Here is a 16,414-nt window from a genome sequence, read left to right as displayed (position 1 = left end):
CAGGGCGTGCGGATGCTCACTTCACAGGTGGGCGGCACGTGGCCTGCGTGTGAAGCTGAAGGGCATGGCGATACAAGGGGGGCGCGGCAAGGGGGGACAACGTGTGCGCGGGGATAGGGCGCCGTAGTAGATATTGCCGAGCGGAATAATTTTAGTAGGACTTGTCCTACATGGCAATCAAAAAGTTGTCATGTGGAAAATTGACAACGAGTATCGTCGCCCAAATACCGCCGCAGGCGTCACATCCCGCCCAGGCAGATGTACTTGATGACGAGATAATCGTCCATGCCGTACTTCGACCCTTCGCGGCCCAGGCCGGACTGCTTGACGCCGCCGAACGGCGCGACTTCGTTCGAGATCAGGCCCGTGTTCACGCCCACCATGCCCGACTCGATCCGCTCGGCCACGCGCCACACGCGGCCGATGTCGCGCGCGTAGAAATACGATGCCAGGCCGTATTCCGTCGCATTCGCGAGGGCGATCACGTCGGCCTCGGTCTTGAAGCGGAACAGCGGGGCCACGGGGCCGAAGGTTTCCTCGTCCGACATGAGCATCTGCGGCGTGACGTCGGCGAGGACGGTCGGTTCGAAGAACGTTTGGCCCAGCGGATGGCGCTTGCCGCCCAACAGCAGGCGCGCCCCCTTGCCCAGCGCGTCCGCGATGTGGTGCTCGACTTTCTCGACAGCCTTTTCTTCGATCAGCGGGCCCTGGTTCACGCCCGCATCCATGCCGTTGCCGACCTTGAGTTTCGCGACGGCCGCCGTCAGTTTGGCGGCGAACGCATCGTAGACGCCGTCCTGCACGTAGATGCGGTTCGCGCACACGCAGGTCTGCCCCATGTTGCGGTATTTCGACGCCATGGCGCCCTCGACCGCCGCGTCCAGGTCGGCGTCGTCGAACACGATGAACGATGCGTTGCCGCCCAGTTCCAGCGACAGTTTCTTGATCGTCGGCGCGCACTGTTCCATCAGTACGCGGCCGACTTGCGTGGAGCCCGTAAAACTGAGCTTGCGCACGATCGGGTTCGCGCACATCTCGGCGCCGATCGCGGTCGAATCGCCGATCACGATGGAAAACACGCCTGGCGGCACGCCGGCGCGCTCCGCCAGGAGGGCCAGGGCGAGGGCGGAATACGGCGTCAGCCCGGCCGGTTTGAGCACGATCGGGCAGCCGGCCGCCAGCGCGGGCGCGACCTTGCGGGCGATCATCGCGGCCGGGAAATTCCACGGCGTGATCGCGGCGCACACGCCGATCGGTTCCTTCGTGACGACGATGCGACGGTCGCGCGCGGGCGATTCCAGCACGTCGCCTTCGATGCGCTTGCCCTGTTCGCCGAACCACTCGAAGAACGAGGCCGCGTAGGCAATTTCTCCCTTCGATTCGGCCAGCGGCTTGCCCTGTTCCGCCGTCATGATGGCGGCCAGGTCGTCGGCATTGTCAAGCATCAGGTCGTTCCACCTGCGCAGGATGAGGGCGCGTTCGCGCGCCGTCTTCTTGCGCCAGGCCGGCCAGGCGGCCTGCGCCGCCTCGATGGCGCGCCGGGTTTCGCGGGCCCCCATGTGCGGCACGGTGCCCAGCGTTGTGCCGGTGGCGGGATTGACGACGTTGATCGTCTTGCCGTCGTCGGCGCCGCACCAGGTGCCGTCGATATATGCCTGCTGGCGCAGGAGGGCGGGATCGTTGAGCTTCAGCATAAGCACCTCGTCATCTCGTTCGGACGTGCAAACTACGATACCACGTCGCGCCGGACCCTCCGGTCCGTTTGTGTTGGCATCGTTCCTCAGTTGACGTTAAGCTTTTGCTATGGGTTACACGCAACGAACCCACCCAACTAGCAGATTCCAGGGAAGCATCGACTTGGAATGCGGTTTCCTTGATCTGAAACAACGGCCACTCGCATTCGGACCGCTTTGTACGTATGATGGTTCCTGTGCGCTCACGACAAGGTAGAGACCATGCGCCCGATCGTTTTCGTCCCCGCTTGCACCCGCGATTTCGGTGAACACCCTTACCACGCGGCCCAGCACAAGTATGTCGACGCCGTCGTCATCGGCGCCGACTGCGCGCCGCTGATCCTGCCGTCGCTGGGGGAGGCGCTCGACCTGGAGACGATGCTCGCGCTGTGCGACGGGATCATGCTGACGGGCTCGGCCTCGAACGTTCACCCCAGCTATTATTCCCAGGAGCTGCTCGACCCGTCGCTGCCGCAAGACCCGGCACGCGACCAGACCACCTTGCCGCTGATCCGCGCAGCCGTGAAACGCGGCATTCCGATCATCGCGATCTGCCGCGGTTTCCAGGAAATGAACGTGGCGCTGGGCGGCAGCCTGCACCAGGCCGTGCAGGCGGTCCCCGGGCACTTCGACCACCGCGAGAATCCGGAACTCGGCATGGACGAGCAATATGGCGACGCCCACAAGATCCAGCTCGTGCAAGGTGGCATGCTGCATCAGATCATTGGCCTGCCCGAAATTCCCGTGAATTCCCTGCACGGACAAGGCGTGAACGAACTGGCGCGCGGCCTCGTCGTCGAGGCGACGGCCGAGGATGGGCTCGTGGAAGCCTTCTCGGTGAGCGGCGCGCCCGGCTTCACCTTGGCCGTGCAATGGCACCCGGAATGGCGCATCGCCCACAATCCGCATTCCATGAAAATGTTCGGCGCGTTCGGCAACGCGTGCCGCGCCTACCGCTCGACCAGACCGGCAACGTCCAGGACACCATCATGACCCCCGACGCGACATGGGCGGTCACGCCCGTCCCATAGCTTCCCTGATTCCTGCTCGACTCCCACGCGGCCCGCGGGCGGCGCGCCTGCGCGTGGCTGCATTCATTCAATGGACAGAGGAAACATCATGGCTATCCGCGACAATTTTTCGTACAACGACATGGACGAGTGGCTCAACGGCAAACGGGTCACCGAAATCGAATGCCTGGTCCCCGACCTGACCGGCGTCGCGCGTGGAAAAATCCTTCCACGTGTCAAATTCACCGAAGACCGCGGCATGCGCCTGCCGGAAATCGTGCTGGGCATGACCGTGACGGGCAATTCGCCGTCCGACGACGATGCCTTCGACCGCGCCATCTCGACGACCGACCGCGACATGATCCTGAAGGCCGACCCCGGCACGATCACGATGGTGCCGTGGGCCGTCGACCCGACCGCGCAGGTGATCCACGACTGCTATTTTTCCGACGGCAAGCTGGTCGACTTCGCCCCGCGCAGCGTGCTGCGCCGCGTGCTGAAACTGTATGCGCAAAAGGGCTGGAAGCCGCTCGTCGCGCCCGAGCTGGAGTTCTATCTCACGGCCAAGAACATCGACCCCGACCTGCCGCTGGCCGCGCCGATCGGCCGCAGCGGGCGCTCGGAGACGAGCCGCCAGGTCTACAGCATCGACGCCGTCAACGAGTTCGATCCGCTGTTCGAGGACATCTACGATTACTGCGACATGATGGGCCTCGACGTCGACACGCTGATCCACGAGATCGGCGCCGGCCAGATGGAAATCAATTTCCAGCACGGAGAACCGCTGGGCCTGGCCGACAAGGTGTTTTATTTCAAGCGCACCCTGCGCGAAGCGGCGCTGAAACACGATATGTACGCCACCTTCATGGCCAAGCCGATGGCTGGCGAGCCCGGCTCGGCGATGCACGTGCACCAGAGCGTCGTCGACGAAGAGACCGGCCGCAACATCTTCAGCAACGAGGACGGCTCGCCGTCCGACCTGTTCCGCCACTACATCGCCGGTCTGCAGAAATACATGCCGTCGGCGATGGCGATCGTCGCGCCGTACGTGAACTCGTACCGCCGCATCGTGCGCCACACGGCCGCCCCGATCAACCTGCAATGGGGCGTGGACAACCGCACCGTCGGCTTCCGCGTGCCCGTGTCCGGCTCGCAGGACCGGCGCGTGGAAAACCGCGTGATCGGCGCCGACGCCAATCCGTATCTCGCGCTGGCCGTCACGCTCGCGTGCGGCTACCTCGGCATCCAGGAGCACCTGGAACCGACGGCCATGGTCGAGGGCAGCGCCTACAAGATGAAGGTCGAGCTGCCGCAGGGCCTGTCCGAAGCGCTGACCGTGCTGCGCGGCGACGACCGCCTGCGCGACATCCTCGGTGAACGCTTCATCGACGTCTATTCCGCGGTCAAGGAACTGGAGCACCAGGAATTTATGACAGTCATCAGCCCGTGGGAACGGGAACATCTGTTACTGCACGTGTGACCATGCGACGACGACGAGGAGATCATCATGACTATCGACACCATGGCATTCGAGGCAGGCCTGTGCGCGCCGGCCCGGGACGAGGTTGACACGCGCCTGGACACCCGCGCATTGCAACAGCTCGACAGCGCCCACTTCCTGCACCCGTTCACCGACCACGGCGCCCTGAGCACCCGCGGCGCGCGCGTGATGGTGCGCGGGGAGGGCATCTACCTGTGGGATTCGGACGGCAATAAAACCATCGACGGCATGTCCGGCCTGTGGTGCGTGAACGTGGGCTATGGCCGCACGTCCATCACGCAGGCCGTGGCGCGCCAGATGGACGTTCTGCCGTTCTACAACACCTTCTTCAACACGACGAACGTGCCGGCCGTGAAGCTGGCGGAAAAGCTGGCGGCCCTGGCACCGCCCGGCTTCGAGCACGTGTTCTTCACCAGCTCCGGCTCGGAAGCCAACGACACGGCGCTGCGCATGGTCTGGCGCTACTGGCAGCTGATGGGCCAGCCGGAGCGGCACGTCGTCATCAGCCGCCGCAACGCCTACCACGGCAGCACGATCGCCGGGGCGTCGCTGGGCGGCATGGCCGGCATGCACGCACAGGGCGCGCTGCCGATTCCCGGCATCCATCACATCGAACAGCCGAACTTCGCCGAGCACGGGCGCGGCCTGTCCGAAACAGAATTCGGGCTGCTCGCGGCCGACTGGCTCGAACAAAAGATCCTGGAACTGGGCCCGGAGCGCGTCGCCGCCTTCATCGGCGAACCCGTGCAGGGCGCAGGCGGCGTCATCATTCCGCCGCAGACCTACTGGCCGCAAATCCAGCGCATCTGCGACAAGTACGGCATCCTGCTCGTGTCGGACGAGGTCATCTGCGGCTTCGGCCGTCTCGGCACGTGGTTCGGCAGCGAGCGCATGGGCATGCGGCCGGACCTGATCCCGTTCGCGAAGGGCGTCACGTCGGGCTATGTGCCGCTGGGCGGCGTGCTGGTCGGCGAGCGGGTGGCGCGCGCGCTGATCGAGCGCGGCGGCGACTTCAACCACGGTTTCACGTATTCCGGCCACCCGGTCGCCTGCGCGGCGGCGCTGGAAAACCTGCGCATCATTGAGGACGAGAAACTGGTCGACAAGGTCGCGCGCGAGACGGGCCCACACCTGAAGGCCGCGTTCGCGCGCCTGGCGGACCACCCGCTCGTCGGGCACGCGGAAAGCATCGGCATGACGGCCGGCCTGAACCTCGTGCGGCGCAAGGGCGCGACCGTGCACGACTGCGAACCGTTCGCACGCGCGCTGGGGGCGGGGATGGTGTGCCGGCAGCACATGTTCGACAACGGCGTCATCATGCGCGCGGTCGGCGACCGGATGATCGTGGCGCCGCCGCTCGTCATGAGTTGCGCGCAGATCGACGAGATGGTGGAGCGGATCCGGGTGTGTCTCGACCTGACGCTGAAGGATGTGGTTGGGCGCGGGTGGATGGGCTGAATCTGGATGCTGAACTTGGGTCCCCGCCTTCGCGGGGACGACGGTTTTGAGGCCAACGCAGGAACGGTGCCAACGCTATTCTTGCGTTATCACCAGCACGTCGTCCCTGCGCAGGCAGGGACCCAATTTCCTATCCGAAGCCGCAAAACAGAAGGCCCCGAACATGCATCGGGGCCTTTTCATTTACACGCTCAGCGCCGTCTTGTGCGGCTCATGCCGGTTCTTGAGCACCTGCGGCGCCAGCGACCCCGCGACCATGCCGCCGAACGCCGCCACCAGGCCCGCCAGCTGGCCCGGGAAGACCTCGCCCAGCGACGAGAGCTGCGGGAAGAACACGATCCACGTGGCGATGCCCGCCGCCAGCGACAGGATCGCGCCCTGCGTCGTCGCGCGCTTCCAGTACAGGCCCATGACGAGCGGCACGAACGCGCCGACGAGCGTCACCTGGTAGGCGGACGACACGAGGTCGTAGATCGACGTGCCCTTCATCGCGATCGCGTACGCCAGCACGAGGCAGGCGAACACGACGATGGTGACGCGCATCGCGAGCAGTTGCTGGCGGTCGCTCATGCCGGGGCGCAGATTCTTGAGGATGTTTTCGGTAAAACTCGTCGACGGCGCCAGCAAGGTGGCCGACGACGTGCTCTTGATCGCGGACAGCAGCGCGCCGAAGAACAGGATCTGCATGACCAGCGGCATCCTCGTCATCACGAACGTGGGGAGCACGCGCTGGTAATCGCTCTTGGCCATTTCCATCGCATCATTGCCCATCACGATCACGGCGCATGCCACGACGAACATCGGCACGAAGGCGAAGACGATGTAGCTGGCGCCGCCGATCACGGCGCCGGCGCGGGCGGTGGGCGCGTTCTTGGCCGACATCACGCGCTGGTACACGTCCTGCTGCGGAATCGAACCGAGCATCATCGTCACGGCCGAGCCGACGAAGAAGGCGATGTCGGTGAACTTCGCTTGCGGCAGGAAGTGCCACAGGTTGGCGTTGTGGGCCATGTCGAGGACGGCGCCCGTGCCGCCGGCCAGTTTCGCAGAGAACATCGCGATGATGGACAGGCCGATCACCAACACGATCATCTGGATGAAGTCGGTGATGGCGACGGCCAGGAAGCCGCCGATCACGACGTAGATCAGCACGGCGAGCGTGCCGACGATCATGCCGGCCGTCTCCGACATCGCGCCGCCCGTCAGCACCGAGAACACGAGGCCCAGCGCCGTGATCTGCGCCGCGACCCAGCCGAGGTAGGACAGGATGATGGCGGCCGAGCAGAACACTTCGATGCCCTTGCCGTAGCGGGCGCGGTAGTAGTCGCCAATGGTGAGCAGGTTCAGCTTGTACAGGCGGGCGGCGAAGAACAGGCCGACGAGGATCAGGCAGGTGCCGGCGCCGAACGGGTCTTCCACGAGCGCACCCAGGCCGCCCTGCACGAACTTGGCCGGGATGCCCATCACGGTCTCGGCGCCGAACCAGGTGGCGAACGTCGTCGTCACGACCATGATCAGCGGCAGGCTGCGGCCGGCCACGGCGAAGTCGGACGTGTCCTTGATCCGCGTCCCGGCCCAGACGCCCAGGCCGAGTGTGCCGAGCAGGTAGACCACGACGGATGAAATCAGGATGGGGTTCATGGCAGTGTGTGCTCCGTGCGGCGGCGGAAATAAGAAATGCGGGTGGGAAAAATTCGCGATTATAGCGGCAGAAATCGGCGTTTGGATCGATTTTGTTTGCTAGTATCGGCTCGACAACATCAATGCATCCGGAAGGAGACATTATGGCCACGCAAAGCTGGCATGAACGTTCCAAATTGGTGCGCATCGACGGCCGCGCCGTCATCCAGGGCAGGCGCGTCGACGCCGTGTCCGGCGCCCGTTTCGACTGCGTTTCTCCCATCGACGGCCGCCTGCTGGGCCAGGTTGCCCGCTGCGACGCGGCCGACGTCGATGCGGCGGTCGCCGGCGCCCGCGCCGCGTTCGACGACGGCCGCTGGGCCGGCAAGGCGCCCGCGGAGCGCAAACGTATCCTGGTCCGCTTCGCCGACCTGATGCTCGCCCACGAGGACGAACTCGCCCTGCTGGAAACCCTCGACATGGGCAAGCCCATCCGCTACAGCAAGAGCGTGGACGTGAGCCTGGCCCAGAACTGCATCCGCTGGTACGGCGAGGCGATCGACAAGCTCTACGACCAGGTCGCGCCGAGCCCGCAGGACAGCCTCGCGCTGATCACGCGCGAACCGGTCGGCGTCGTCGCCGCCATCATCCCGTGGAATTATCCGATGCTGATGGCCGCCTGGAAGATCGGCCCGGCCCTGGCAAGCGGCAACAGCGTCGTGCTGAAGCCGTCGGAAAAGGCGCCCTTGACCTCGCTGCGGCTGGCCGAGCTGGCGCTCGAGGCCGGCGTGCCCGAAGGCGTGTTCAACGTGCTGCCCGGCTATGGCGACGAGGCGGGCCGCGCGCTCGCGCTGCACATGGACGTCGATTGCATCGGTTTCACGGGCTCCACGCGCGTGGGCAGGCAGATCCTGCAGATGGCGGGCCAGTCGAACCTCAAGCGCGCGTGGACGGAACTGGGCGGCAAATCCGCCAACATCGTGTGTGCGGACTGTCCCGACCTGGACGCGGCCGTCGCGGGCGCCATCGGGGCTATCTATTTCAACCAGGGCGAAAGCTGCAACGCGCCGTCGCGCCTGTTCGTCGAGGAATCGATCCGCACGGCGTTCCTCGACAAGGCCCTCGCGCTGCTGCCGCAGTACGCGCCGGGCGATCCGCTCGACGAGGCGACGGTGATGGGCGCGATCGTCGACGCGGTCCAGATGAAGACGGTGCTGGGCTATATCGAGGACGGCAAGGCGGCCGGCGCGCGCCTGCTCGCGGGCGGCAGCGCGGCGCGCGCGGCGACGGGCGGCCTGTACATCGAGCCGACGCTGTTCGACGGCGTGGACCCCGCGATGCGCATCGCGCGCGAGGAAATCTTCGGGCCGGTGCTGTCGGTGCTGTCGTTCACGGACCTCGACGAGGCGGTCCGCCAGGCGAACGCGACCCCGTACGGCCTCGCGGCGGCCGTGTGGACGTCCGACATCAGCCGTGCGATCCGCACGTCGCGCAAGCTGCGGGCCGGGACCGTGCACGTGAACCAGTACGACAACGACGACATCACGGTGCCGTTCGGGGGCTATAAACAGTCGGGGAATGGACGCGATAAATCGTTGCACGCGTTCGACAAGTACACGGAGCTCAAGACGACGTGGATTCGGGTTTGACCGGTGCACGCGACACTCTGCACACGTGAGACCTGTACACGCAAGACCTGCACACGCAAGACCTGCACATGCAAGCCCGTCACCCCCGCGGAGGCGGGGGCCCAAGTTCATTGCGCAGCCATGCACGTAAAATTGGATTCCCGCCTGCGCGGGAACGACGGTGTTTTAGTTGCGCGGCTGATTAAATCGCCATCTCGCGCAGCACCTTCGACGCCTCCCGGCTCGCCGTCAGCACCGCCCCGTCGCGCATCGTGATCTCGAGCTGCGACTGGTCGTCCGCCCGCATCGAATCGACGAAGTCGAGGTTGACGAGCGCCGAGCGGTGGATGCGCATGAAGCGGCCCGGGTCCAGCTGGGCTTCCAGCTGGGTGATCCCGATGCGCACGAGGAAGGTCTGGCCGCGCGCGGCGATCGCCGTGTACTTGGCGTCCGCCATCATATAGGCGATCTCGTTCACGGACAGCGGGAAGATGCGCCCGCGGTCGCGCACGAGGATGCGCTCGAGGCGCGCCGGCGCGTGCTGCACGGCCTGCGCGAGGGCACCATCGACGACGTCGCGTGCCGGGACGGCCACGCCGGGCGTTTCCAGCAGGCGCACGACGGCCGCGTCGAAGCGGGCGCGCGTAAAAGGTTTCAGCAGGTAGTCGACGGCGTTCAGTTCGAACGCCGTCACCGCGTACTGGTCGTATGCGGTCGTGAACACGATGTCCGGCACGACCTCCAGCCGGCGCAGCACTTCCAGGCCCGTCATCTCGGGCATCTGGATGTCCATGAAGACGATGTCGGGACGGATGCGGTCGATCTGTGCGAGCGCGCTGGCGCCGTCGGCCGCTTCGCCCACGAGGCGCAGGCCGGCGTGGGCGTAGATGAAGTCGCGCAGGACGTCGCGCGCGAGCGGTTCGTCCTCGGCGATGAATACGGTCCTGGCATTCATGCAAAATCCTTGTCGTTGGCGGGGAGCGGGATCGCCATCGTGACGACGAAGCCGGCACCCGGCGTCGTGTCGATCGCGAGGGCATCCATCGTGCCGTATTCGAGCTGCAGGCGGCGCTCGACGGTGCGCAGGCCCAGCCCGTTCGATGCGCGCACGCGGACGATGTCGGCGCCCGGACCGTCGTCGCCGACGGACAGCACGAGTGTGTGCGCGTGTTCGTCGACGCGCGTGCGGATCAGCAGGCGGCCCGGCCGGCTATGCGGATTGAACGCGTGCTTGATGCTGTTCTCGACGAGCGGCTGCAGCGACAGCGCGGGCAGCACGTGGCCGCCGGCATTGTCGTCGAGCTCCCAGTCGATCCTGAGGCGCGGGCCGAGGCGCAGGCTCTCGAGCTCCAGGTAGTCGCGCACGAAGCGCAGTTCGTCGTCCAGCGTGACGCGGTCGTTGCCGGTCTTTTCCGTGTCCAGCACGTAGCGCAGCATGTCGGAGAACTGGAACAGCGCCGTCTCGGCGGCGTTCGGGTCCTTGCGGGTGAGGGCGATGATGGAGTGCAGCGTGTTGAACAGGAAGTGCGGATTGAGCTTGCTGCGCAGCGCGTTCAGCTCCGATGCCACGAGCAGCGCGTGGGCCTGCTGCATGGCCACCTCCTGGCGGCGCCGCATCGCATTGGCGCGCACCATGTGGAACGTGATGGCGATGACACCGTAGCTCATGATCGAATACAGCACGGGCCACACGTAGAACGACAGCGGCTGCGTCGCACCGTACAGCATGGCCGGGAGCGCGTACGACAGCAGGCCGTACGCGGGGCCGCCCACGGCGTGGACCAGGCACATCGTCGTGGCCGAGGCGTGCCGGCGCTCCAGCCAGCCGCCGAGCGGCCAGTGCAGGGCCAGGATGAGCGCCTGCGGCACGACCCACAGCATCGGGACCAGGCCGCGCCAGTTGAAGCTGTTGCGGTTGATGTCGTCCAGGTGCAGCGCGACCGAGAGCAGCAGCATGTACGCGATCCAGCCGCCGGCGTAGTTGCGCCACATGCGGCTGGTCGGCATCGTCGTCGTCGGGATCGTCAGCTGTTCCATTCAGAAAGTATGACGCAGGACGGCCTCCGGCGGAATGCCCATGACGCGAAGTGCGGTAACGGGGCAACGAATTGAGGAAAAAGGCGCGTCCGACCCGCGCGCGGCACAAACATCGCCGATGCTATATTGGGTCGCATCGAATGAAGCGAGGAGTGTGATGGATTCCGAAGCGCATGATCCGATGCGCGATTTTCTGCGCGAACATAACATCCACGAAGTCGAGTGCGTCATTGCCGACATGACGGGCATAGCCCGCGGCAAGATTCTTCCGAAAGACCTGTTCCTGGCTGGCGAACACATGCGGTTGCCGAAGAGTGTGCTGTTGAACACGGTCCACGGCGAACAACCGAACAACACCCCGTACGTCGGGTCCATCGATCCCGACATGGTCTGCGTGCCCGATCCGGCCACGATCCGCGTCGTGCCCTGGGCCACCGAACGGGTCGCGCTCGTGATCCACGATTGCATGAATTTCGACGGCACCCGGGTCGGCCTGGCCCCGCGCTCCGTGCTGCGCCACGTGCTCGCCCGGTACGCCGAGCGGGGCTGGACGCCCGTCGTGGCGCCGGAAATGGAGTTTTATCTCGTCGCGCGCACGACGAATCCGCACGAGCCCCTGATCCCGCCGACGGGACGCAGCGGCTTCACGGAGCAGGGCCGGCAATCGTATTCGATCGATGCCGTCAACGATTTCGATCCGTTCTTCCTGGAGCTGTCGGCGTTCTGCAAGCAGCACGAGCTGGGCGTCGAGACGCTGATCCACGAGGCCGGCGCGGGCCAGATGGAAATCAATTTTACGCATGGGGACGCGCTCGAACTGGCCGACCGCGTGTTCCTGTTCAAGCGCGCCGTGCGCGAGACGGCGCTGCGCCACGGCATCTTTGCCACGTTCATGGCCAAGCCGATGGAGACGGAGCCGGGCAGCGCCATGCACGTCCACCAGAGCATCGTCGACGGCGAAGGCCGCAACATCTTTTCCAACGAGGACGGCTCGGAAAGCGTGCTGTTCCGGCACTTCATCGGCGGCCTGGAAAAATACGTGCCGCCGGCCACGCTGCTGTTCGCGCCGCACGTGAATTCCTACCGCCGCCTGTCGCGCTTCCAGTCGGCCCCGATGAACGTGCACTGGGGCTACGACAACCGCACGTGCGGCATCCGCATCCCGAATTCCGCGCCGTCCAGCCGGCGCGTGGAAAACCGCGTGCCGGGCGTGGACGTGAACCCGTATCTTGCGATGGCGGCCACGCTGGCCTGCGGTTTTCTCGGCATGGTCGAGGCTCTGGAGCCGTCCGCGCCGACGCCGGAAAGCGCGGAGCACATCCACGGCGACCTGCCGCGCAATCTCGAGGATGCGATCCAGCAGCTGCGCGGCTGTCCGGCGCTGGCGCACATGCTGGGGCCATTGTTCGTGCAGGCGTTCTGCGAAGTGAAGGAGCTGGAGTTCGCGACGTTTTCGCGCGTGATCAGTTCGTGGGAGCGGGAGCATTTGATGCTCCTCGTTTGATCGTGTAACGTTGGCTTCAGGTAGGGTGGGCACCCCGTGCCCACGCGTTCAACCGGCGCGTGAATGGATGCGTTGTAACCGTGCACGCGCCGGTTGCGCGCGTGGGCGGAGGCCGCCCACCCTACGTATCCGCCGCGGGCCGGAACGGCTCACACGCACGGCAGCGTGATGGTCAGCCGCGTGTGGCCGTCGCCCGTCGCGATAGCGGCGTCGCCGCCCGGGACCGCGGCCATGAGGCGGATCGAATACGTGCCCAGGCCCGTGCCGTCGGCCTTGCCGGCCGTGGCGTACTTGTCGAAGAAGCGTCCGCGCATGGTCAGCGGCACCTCGCCCTCGTTGTCGATTACGACGTGCAGGCTGCCGGGGCCCGGTGCCACAACGAATGTATTGCCAACCCATACCAGACTGTCGTCATGCATGATCGTGCATGTTCGTATTGATTGTTGCACGTTTGTGCGCACATGTGTACAGTGGGCGCCTCAAAGGAGGCTATATGCAACTGGCGGAAGAACGACGGCAGCACATCGTCGACACGGTCGAGCGGCAGGGCAAGGTGCTGGCGGCCGAACTGGCGCAGCGGTTCAATACATCGGAAGACACGATCCGGCGCGATTTGCGCGACCTGGACGCGGCCGGCCTGCTGCGGCGCGTGCATGGCGGCGCGATGCGGCGCACGCAGGCCGTGCCGAGCTTTGGCCAGCGGGTCGATGCCGATGCCGCGCGCAAGGAGATGCTGGCGCGCGCGCTGGCCGAGAGCGTGCGGCCGGGCGACACGGTGCTCGTCGATGCCGGCACGACCAACCTCGCGTTCGCGCGCCAGCTGGAAGACGGCCTGGCGGCCACCATCGTCACCAACAGTCCGCAGATCGCGCTGGGTCTCGGCCACCTGCGCAGCACGCGCGTCGTGCTGCTCGGCGGGGTTTATTCGGCCCACGTCGGCGCCGTGCTGGGCGCGCAGACGCTGGCCGAGATCCAGCGCCTGCGTGTGGACCTGGCCGTGGTGGGCGTGTGCAGTGTCGAGGCCGAGCGCGGCCTGGGCGCGAGCGACGCCGAGGAAGCCATCCTCAAGCAGGCCATCCTGGCCGCGGGCAGCCGGCGCGTCGTCGCCGCGCTGAACGAACGCCTGGAGGTGCCGGCGCCGTTTCCGATCGCACCGCTTTACGAGATCGACCGCCTCGTGCTGGAAGCGGATGCGGCGCCCGACGTGCTGGCGCGCCTGCGCGAGGGCGAGCGCGCGCCCGAGGTCGTGCTGGCGGCCCCGGTGCCTGCGCGGGGGCGCGCATGAGCCGCATCGACGACGCGCACGCGCTGGAACGCGCACCCGCGGCCGGGCTGCATGCCGCGCGCTGGTCGGTGTCGACGATTTTTCTCCTCAACGGCGCCGGCATCGGCGTGTGGGCCGCGCACGTGCCGCTCGTGCAGGCGCGCGCCGGCATCGACACCGGCGTGCTCGGCTTCCTGCTGCTCACCATCGCCGGCGGCGCGATCTCCGCGATGCCGCTGTCCGGCTGGATGGCCGGGCGCTGGGGCACGCGCGCCGTCGTCATCGGCAGCGCTTTCCTGTTCGCGCTCACGAGCGGCCTGTTGATGAACGCGGGCGGCCTCGTGCCGCTGTTCCTCGCGGCGTTTGCGTTCGGCGCCAGCAACGGCGTGCTGGACGTGGCGATGAACGCCAACGCCAGCGAGGTCGAGGCGGCGCGCGGCATCCCGACGATGTCCTCGTTCCACGGCTTCTACAGCCTCGGTGGCCTCATCGGGGCGGCGCTCGGCGGCCTGTTGATCGGCGCCGGTCTGGGCGACGGCCGCGGCGCGCTGATGATGAGCGTTGCCATCGCCATCGTCGTGGCATTGTGCGCGAGGCGGCTGCTCGCGGTGCCGCCGGCGCCGCACGCGAGCCACTTCGCCCTGCCGCGCGGGCCGGCGTTGTTCCTCGGCCTGCTCGGGTTGCTGTGCTTCGCGGTGGAGGGCGCCCTCGTCGACTGGAGCGCGCTGCTGCTGACGGAGCGGACCCGGGTCGATGCGGCGTCGGCGGCGTTCGGCTACTCGGCATTCTCGGTGGCGATGGCCGCGTGCCGCTTCGCCGGCGACCGGCTCGTGCTGCGTTTCGGGCCGCTGCGCGTGATGACGGTCGGTGGCCTCGGCATGTTCGCGGGCCTGATGCTGGCCGTGGTCAGCACGCATTTCGTGCTGTCGGCGCTGGGCTTCGCGCTGATCGGCCTGTCGGCCGCCAACGTCGTGCCGCTGATCTTCGCGGCGGCCGCGCGCATGCCGGGGATGTCGGCCGGCGGGGGCCTGGCGACCGTCGCCACGCTGGGTTACGCGGGATTGCTGATGGCGCCGCCGTTGATCGGGTCGATCGCGGCGCATACGAATATCGCGGTGGCGCTGGGCGTCCTGTCCTTATCGGGGATCGTAATCGCGGCCAATTCACGGCGCGTCAAACCGTAGGGTGGGCACGGGGTGCCCACCCTGTAAAGGCAAAGTTAAAATGTCCGCTTTGAGCAAAGTTGAAATGTCCGTCATGTGACATTTCAAATGCGCTTCTGAGCGGACGTTTTCCTTGCCGTCATCACCCCCTGCACGACGGCGGCGGCAACTCGATCTTCGCGGTAGTTGCGATTGCGTTTCTTCTTGTCGAGAGTTGCGTGCAGCGTTTTGCTATCCACGTCGACATCCTTCGCCCGCAGCGGTTGCTCCATACGGATATAGGCGAGCACGTTGCCGTTAGCGCGCATTTCAACTCGACCATCAGCATAGGTATGGATGTTGATGGACTGACCGATCAGCTTGCGAAGCTCAGGCTTATCGTCAAACCGATACGGTACGCCGCCGTGATGCAAGGTGAGTTTGGCGCTGAGTTTTCGGCTGTCGCAAATGGCCAGGATCAGATCCAGGTTGTAAGTTGAGTTAAGGGCGACATGCAGGTCAAGCGGATTGCCCGGCTCGACTGAAAAGCGTGCGTTGTAGTTCTGGATGAAATCACCGCACCAGGCGTTTGCGGTCTCGATGTCGTTGATGCCGTCCAGTCGCAAGGTTTTAACCAGACGGTCTTGCAACGTACGGTTAGCCCGCTCCACGCGGCCCTTCGCTTGAGGAGAGTTGGCACAGATTAGCTCGATGCCAAGTTCATCGAGCGCACGCTGGAACTGGGTCTTCGTCTGGTTCGTTGCTGATGGTGAGCGAAAGACCGCTGCACGGTCGGCATAGAACGCTTGCGGTCTGCCGTGCTGCTCGATGTATCGTCGAGTCGCCTCAAAATAGCTGGCCGTCGTTTCTGTCTCGGCAAAGTGCAGATGCTGAATCCTGCCCGTCGCATCGTCGATATACACTAGCAAGGTGCAAGCGTCGCCACGTTTCTCGAACCAGTGATGACGACTGCCGTCTATCTGGACCAACTCTCCGATGCACCGACGTCGTTCTCGCGGCTGATAAAGACGGCTCTTGTGGGCAGATTTCGTGACCCATAGCCCGGCCTTGATCATCAAGTTGCGCAGGGTTTCCTTCGACAGTTTCAAGCCATGCCGCTCGCGTAGTTGCTCGCAAGCCAGCGTCGGCCCAAAGTCGGCATAGTGATCACGTAGCAGTCCCAGCGCCTTCTGCGCCACCTCAGGCGCAAGCCGATTGTTGCTCGGCTTGCCCCGCTGCCTGGATATCATCCCGCTCTGGCCTTCTTGTTCAAAGCGTTTTTGAAGACGGCGTATTTGACGCGTCGTTATCCCCAGCCGCCTGGCCGCAATGACCGCCGTGATCTCGCCCTTGATACTGGCGCCGATGACCCCGGCGCGTTCCAACTCCTCCATCGTAATGCTCCCGATTTTTCCCACGCTCGACTCCAAACCGTTCGGAATCGACAGCATGAGCTATCTAGCAAAAGCGGACATTTCAACTTTGCTAAATGCGGACATTACAACTTTGCCCTAACA

General features: G+C 65.6%; 13 protein-coding genes. 7 read left to right on the top strand and 6 right to left on the bottom strand.

Going from position 1 to position 16,414, the window contains the following annotated elements:
• Positions 1–239: 239 nt before the first annotated feature.
• Complete coding sequence (locus tag U9J41_RS15280) at positions 240–1,694, bottom strand: NAD-dependent succinate-semialdehyde dehydrogenase (protein ID WP_322403050.1); 1,455 nt, start codon at positions 1,692–1,694, stop codon at positions 240–242.
• 261 nt (positions 1,695–1,955) lie between these two features.
• Between U9J41_RS15280 and U9J41_RS15275 the strand changes: the two genes are divergently transcribed.
• From U9J41_RS15275 to U9J41_RS15265, 3 genes are all read left to right on the top strand, one after another.
• Positions 1,956–2,726, top strand: a complete 771-nt coding sequence (locus U9J41_RS15275) for a gamma-glutamyl-gamma-aminobutyrate hydrolase family protein (RefSeq protein WP_322403049.1) — start codon at positions 1,956–1,958, stop codon at positions 2,724–2,726.
• 126 nt (positions 2,727–2,852) lie between these two features.
• Complete coding sequence (locus U9J41_RS15270) at positions 2,853–4,223, top strand: glutamine synthetase family protein (RefSeq protein WP_322403048.1); 1,371 nt, start codon at positions 2,853–2,855, stop codon at positions 4,221–4,223.
• A 42-nt stretch (positions 4,224–4,265) separates the two neighbouring features.
• Positions 4,266–5,702, top strand: coding sequence for an aspartate aminotransferase family protein (locus tag U9J41_RS15265; RefSeq protein WP_322403170.1), 1,437 nt, complete (start codon positions 4,266–4,268; stop codon positions 5,700–5,702).
• Positions 5,703–5,885: 183 nt separating this feature from the next.
• On the opposite strand, the gene U9J41_RS15260 is transcribed toward U9J41_RS15265, so the two are convergent.
• On the bottom strand, positions 5,886–7,343 hold the full coding sequence (locus U9J41_RS15260) for a high affinity choline transporter 1 (protein ID WP_322403047.1): 1,458 nt from the start codon (positions 7,341–7,343) through the stop codon (positions 5,886–5,888).
• Positions 7,344–7,486: 143 nt separating this feature from the next.
• On the opposite strand from U9J41_RS15260, the gene U9J41_RS15255 reads away from it, so the two are divergent.
• Positions 7,487–8,971 carry an aldehyde dehydrogenase gene (locus U9J41_RS15255; protein WP_322403046.1) on the top strand — a complete coding sequence of 495 codons (1,485 nt, stop codon included), beginning with the start codon at positions 7,487–7,489 and terminating at the stop codon, positions 8,969–8,971.
• A gap of 181 nt (positions 8,972–9,152) precedes the next feature.
• Here U9J41_RS15255 and U9J41_RS15250 read toward each other — a convergent pair whose 3' ends face one another.
• Together U9J41_RS15250 and U9J41_RS15245 are read right to left on the bottom strand one after the other, a co-directional pair.
• On the bottom strand, positions 9,153–9,905 hold the full coding sequence (locus U9J41_RS15250) for a LytR/AlgR family response regulator transcription factor (protein ID WP_322403045.1): 753 nt from the start codon (positions 9,903–9,905) through the stop codon (positions 9,153–9,155).
• On the bottom strand, positions 9,902–10,987 hold the full coding sequence (locus tag U9J41_RS15245) for a sensor histidine kinase (protein WP_322403044.1): 1,086 nt from the start codon (positions 10,985–10,987) through the stop codon (positions 9,902–9,904). Before U9J41_RS15245 ends, U9J41_RS15250 begins: the two co-directional genes overlap by 4 nt.
• Positions 10,988–11,144: 157 nt before the next feature.
• Between U9J41_RS15245 and U9J41_RS15240 the strand changes: the two genes are divergently transcribed.
• A complete protein-coding gene (locus tag U9J41_RS15240; RefSeq protein ID WP_322403043.1) occupies positions 11,145–12,491 on the top strand; it encodes a glutamine synthetase family protein in 1,347 nt (448 codons plus the stop codon).
• A 149-nt stretch (positions 12,492–12,640) separates the two neighbouring features.
• On the opposite strand, the gene U9J41_RS15235 is transcribed toward U9J41_RS15240, so the two are convergent.
• Positions 12,641–12,910 (bottom strand): hypothetical protein, encoded by a 270-nt coding sequence (locus tag U9J41_RS15235; protein ID WP_322403042.1) that lies wholly within the window; start codon positions 12,908–12,910, stop codon positions 12,641–12,643.
• Between the two features lie 74 nt (positions 12,911–12,984).
• On the opposite strand from U9J41_RS15235, the gene U9J41_RS15230 reads away from it, so the two are divergent.
• Together U9J41_RS15230 and U9J41_RS15225 are read left to right on the top strand one after the other, a co-directional pair.
• Entirely contained in the window at positions 12,985–13,776 is a 792-nt protein-coding gene (locus tag U9J41_RS15230) for a DeoR/GlpR family DNA-binding transcription regulator (RefSeq protein WP_322403041.1), read from the top strand.
• Entirely contained in the window at positions 13,773–14,939 is a 1,167-nt protein-coding gene (locus tag U9J41_RS15225) for an MFS transporter (RefSeq protein WP_322403040.1), read from the top strand. Before U9J41_RS15230 ends, U9J41_RS15225 begins: the two co-directional genes overlap by 4 nt.
• An 83-nt stretch (positions 14,940–15,022) precedes the next feature.
• Here the strand turns inward: U9J41_RS15225 and U9J41_RS15220 are convergent, their stop codons facing one another.
• Positions 15,023–16,348 (bottom strand): ISNCY family transposase, encoded by a 1,326-nt coding sequence (locus U9J41_RS15220; protein ID WP_322402055.1) that lies wholly within the window; start codon positions 16,346–16,348, stop codon positions 15,023–15,025.
• Positions 16,349–16,414: the final 66 nt, after the last annotated feature.

The organism is Massilia luteola, from assembly GCF_034420155.1.
In the GTDB taxonomy this organism is placed as follows: Bacteria; Pseudomonadota; Gammaproteobacteria; order Burkholderiales; family Burkholderiaceae_D; genus Telluria; species Telluria luteola.
This window is presented reverse-complemented; position numbering and strand designations above follow the sequence as displayed.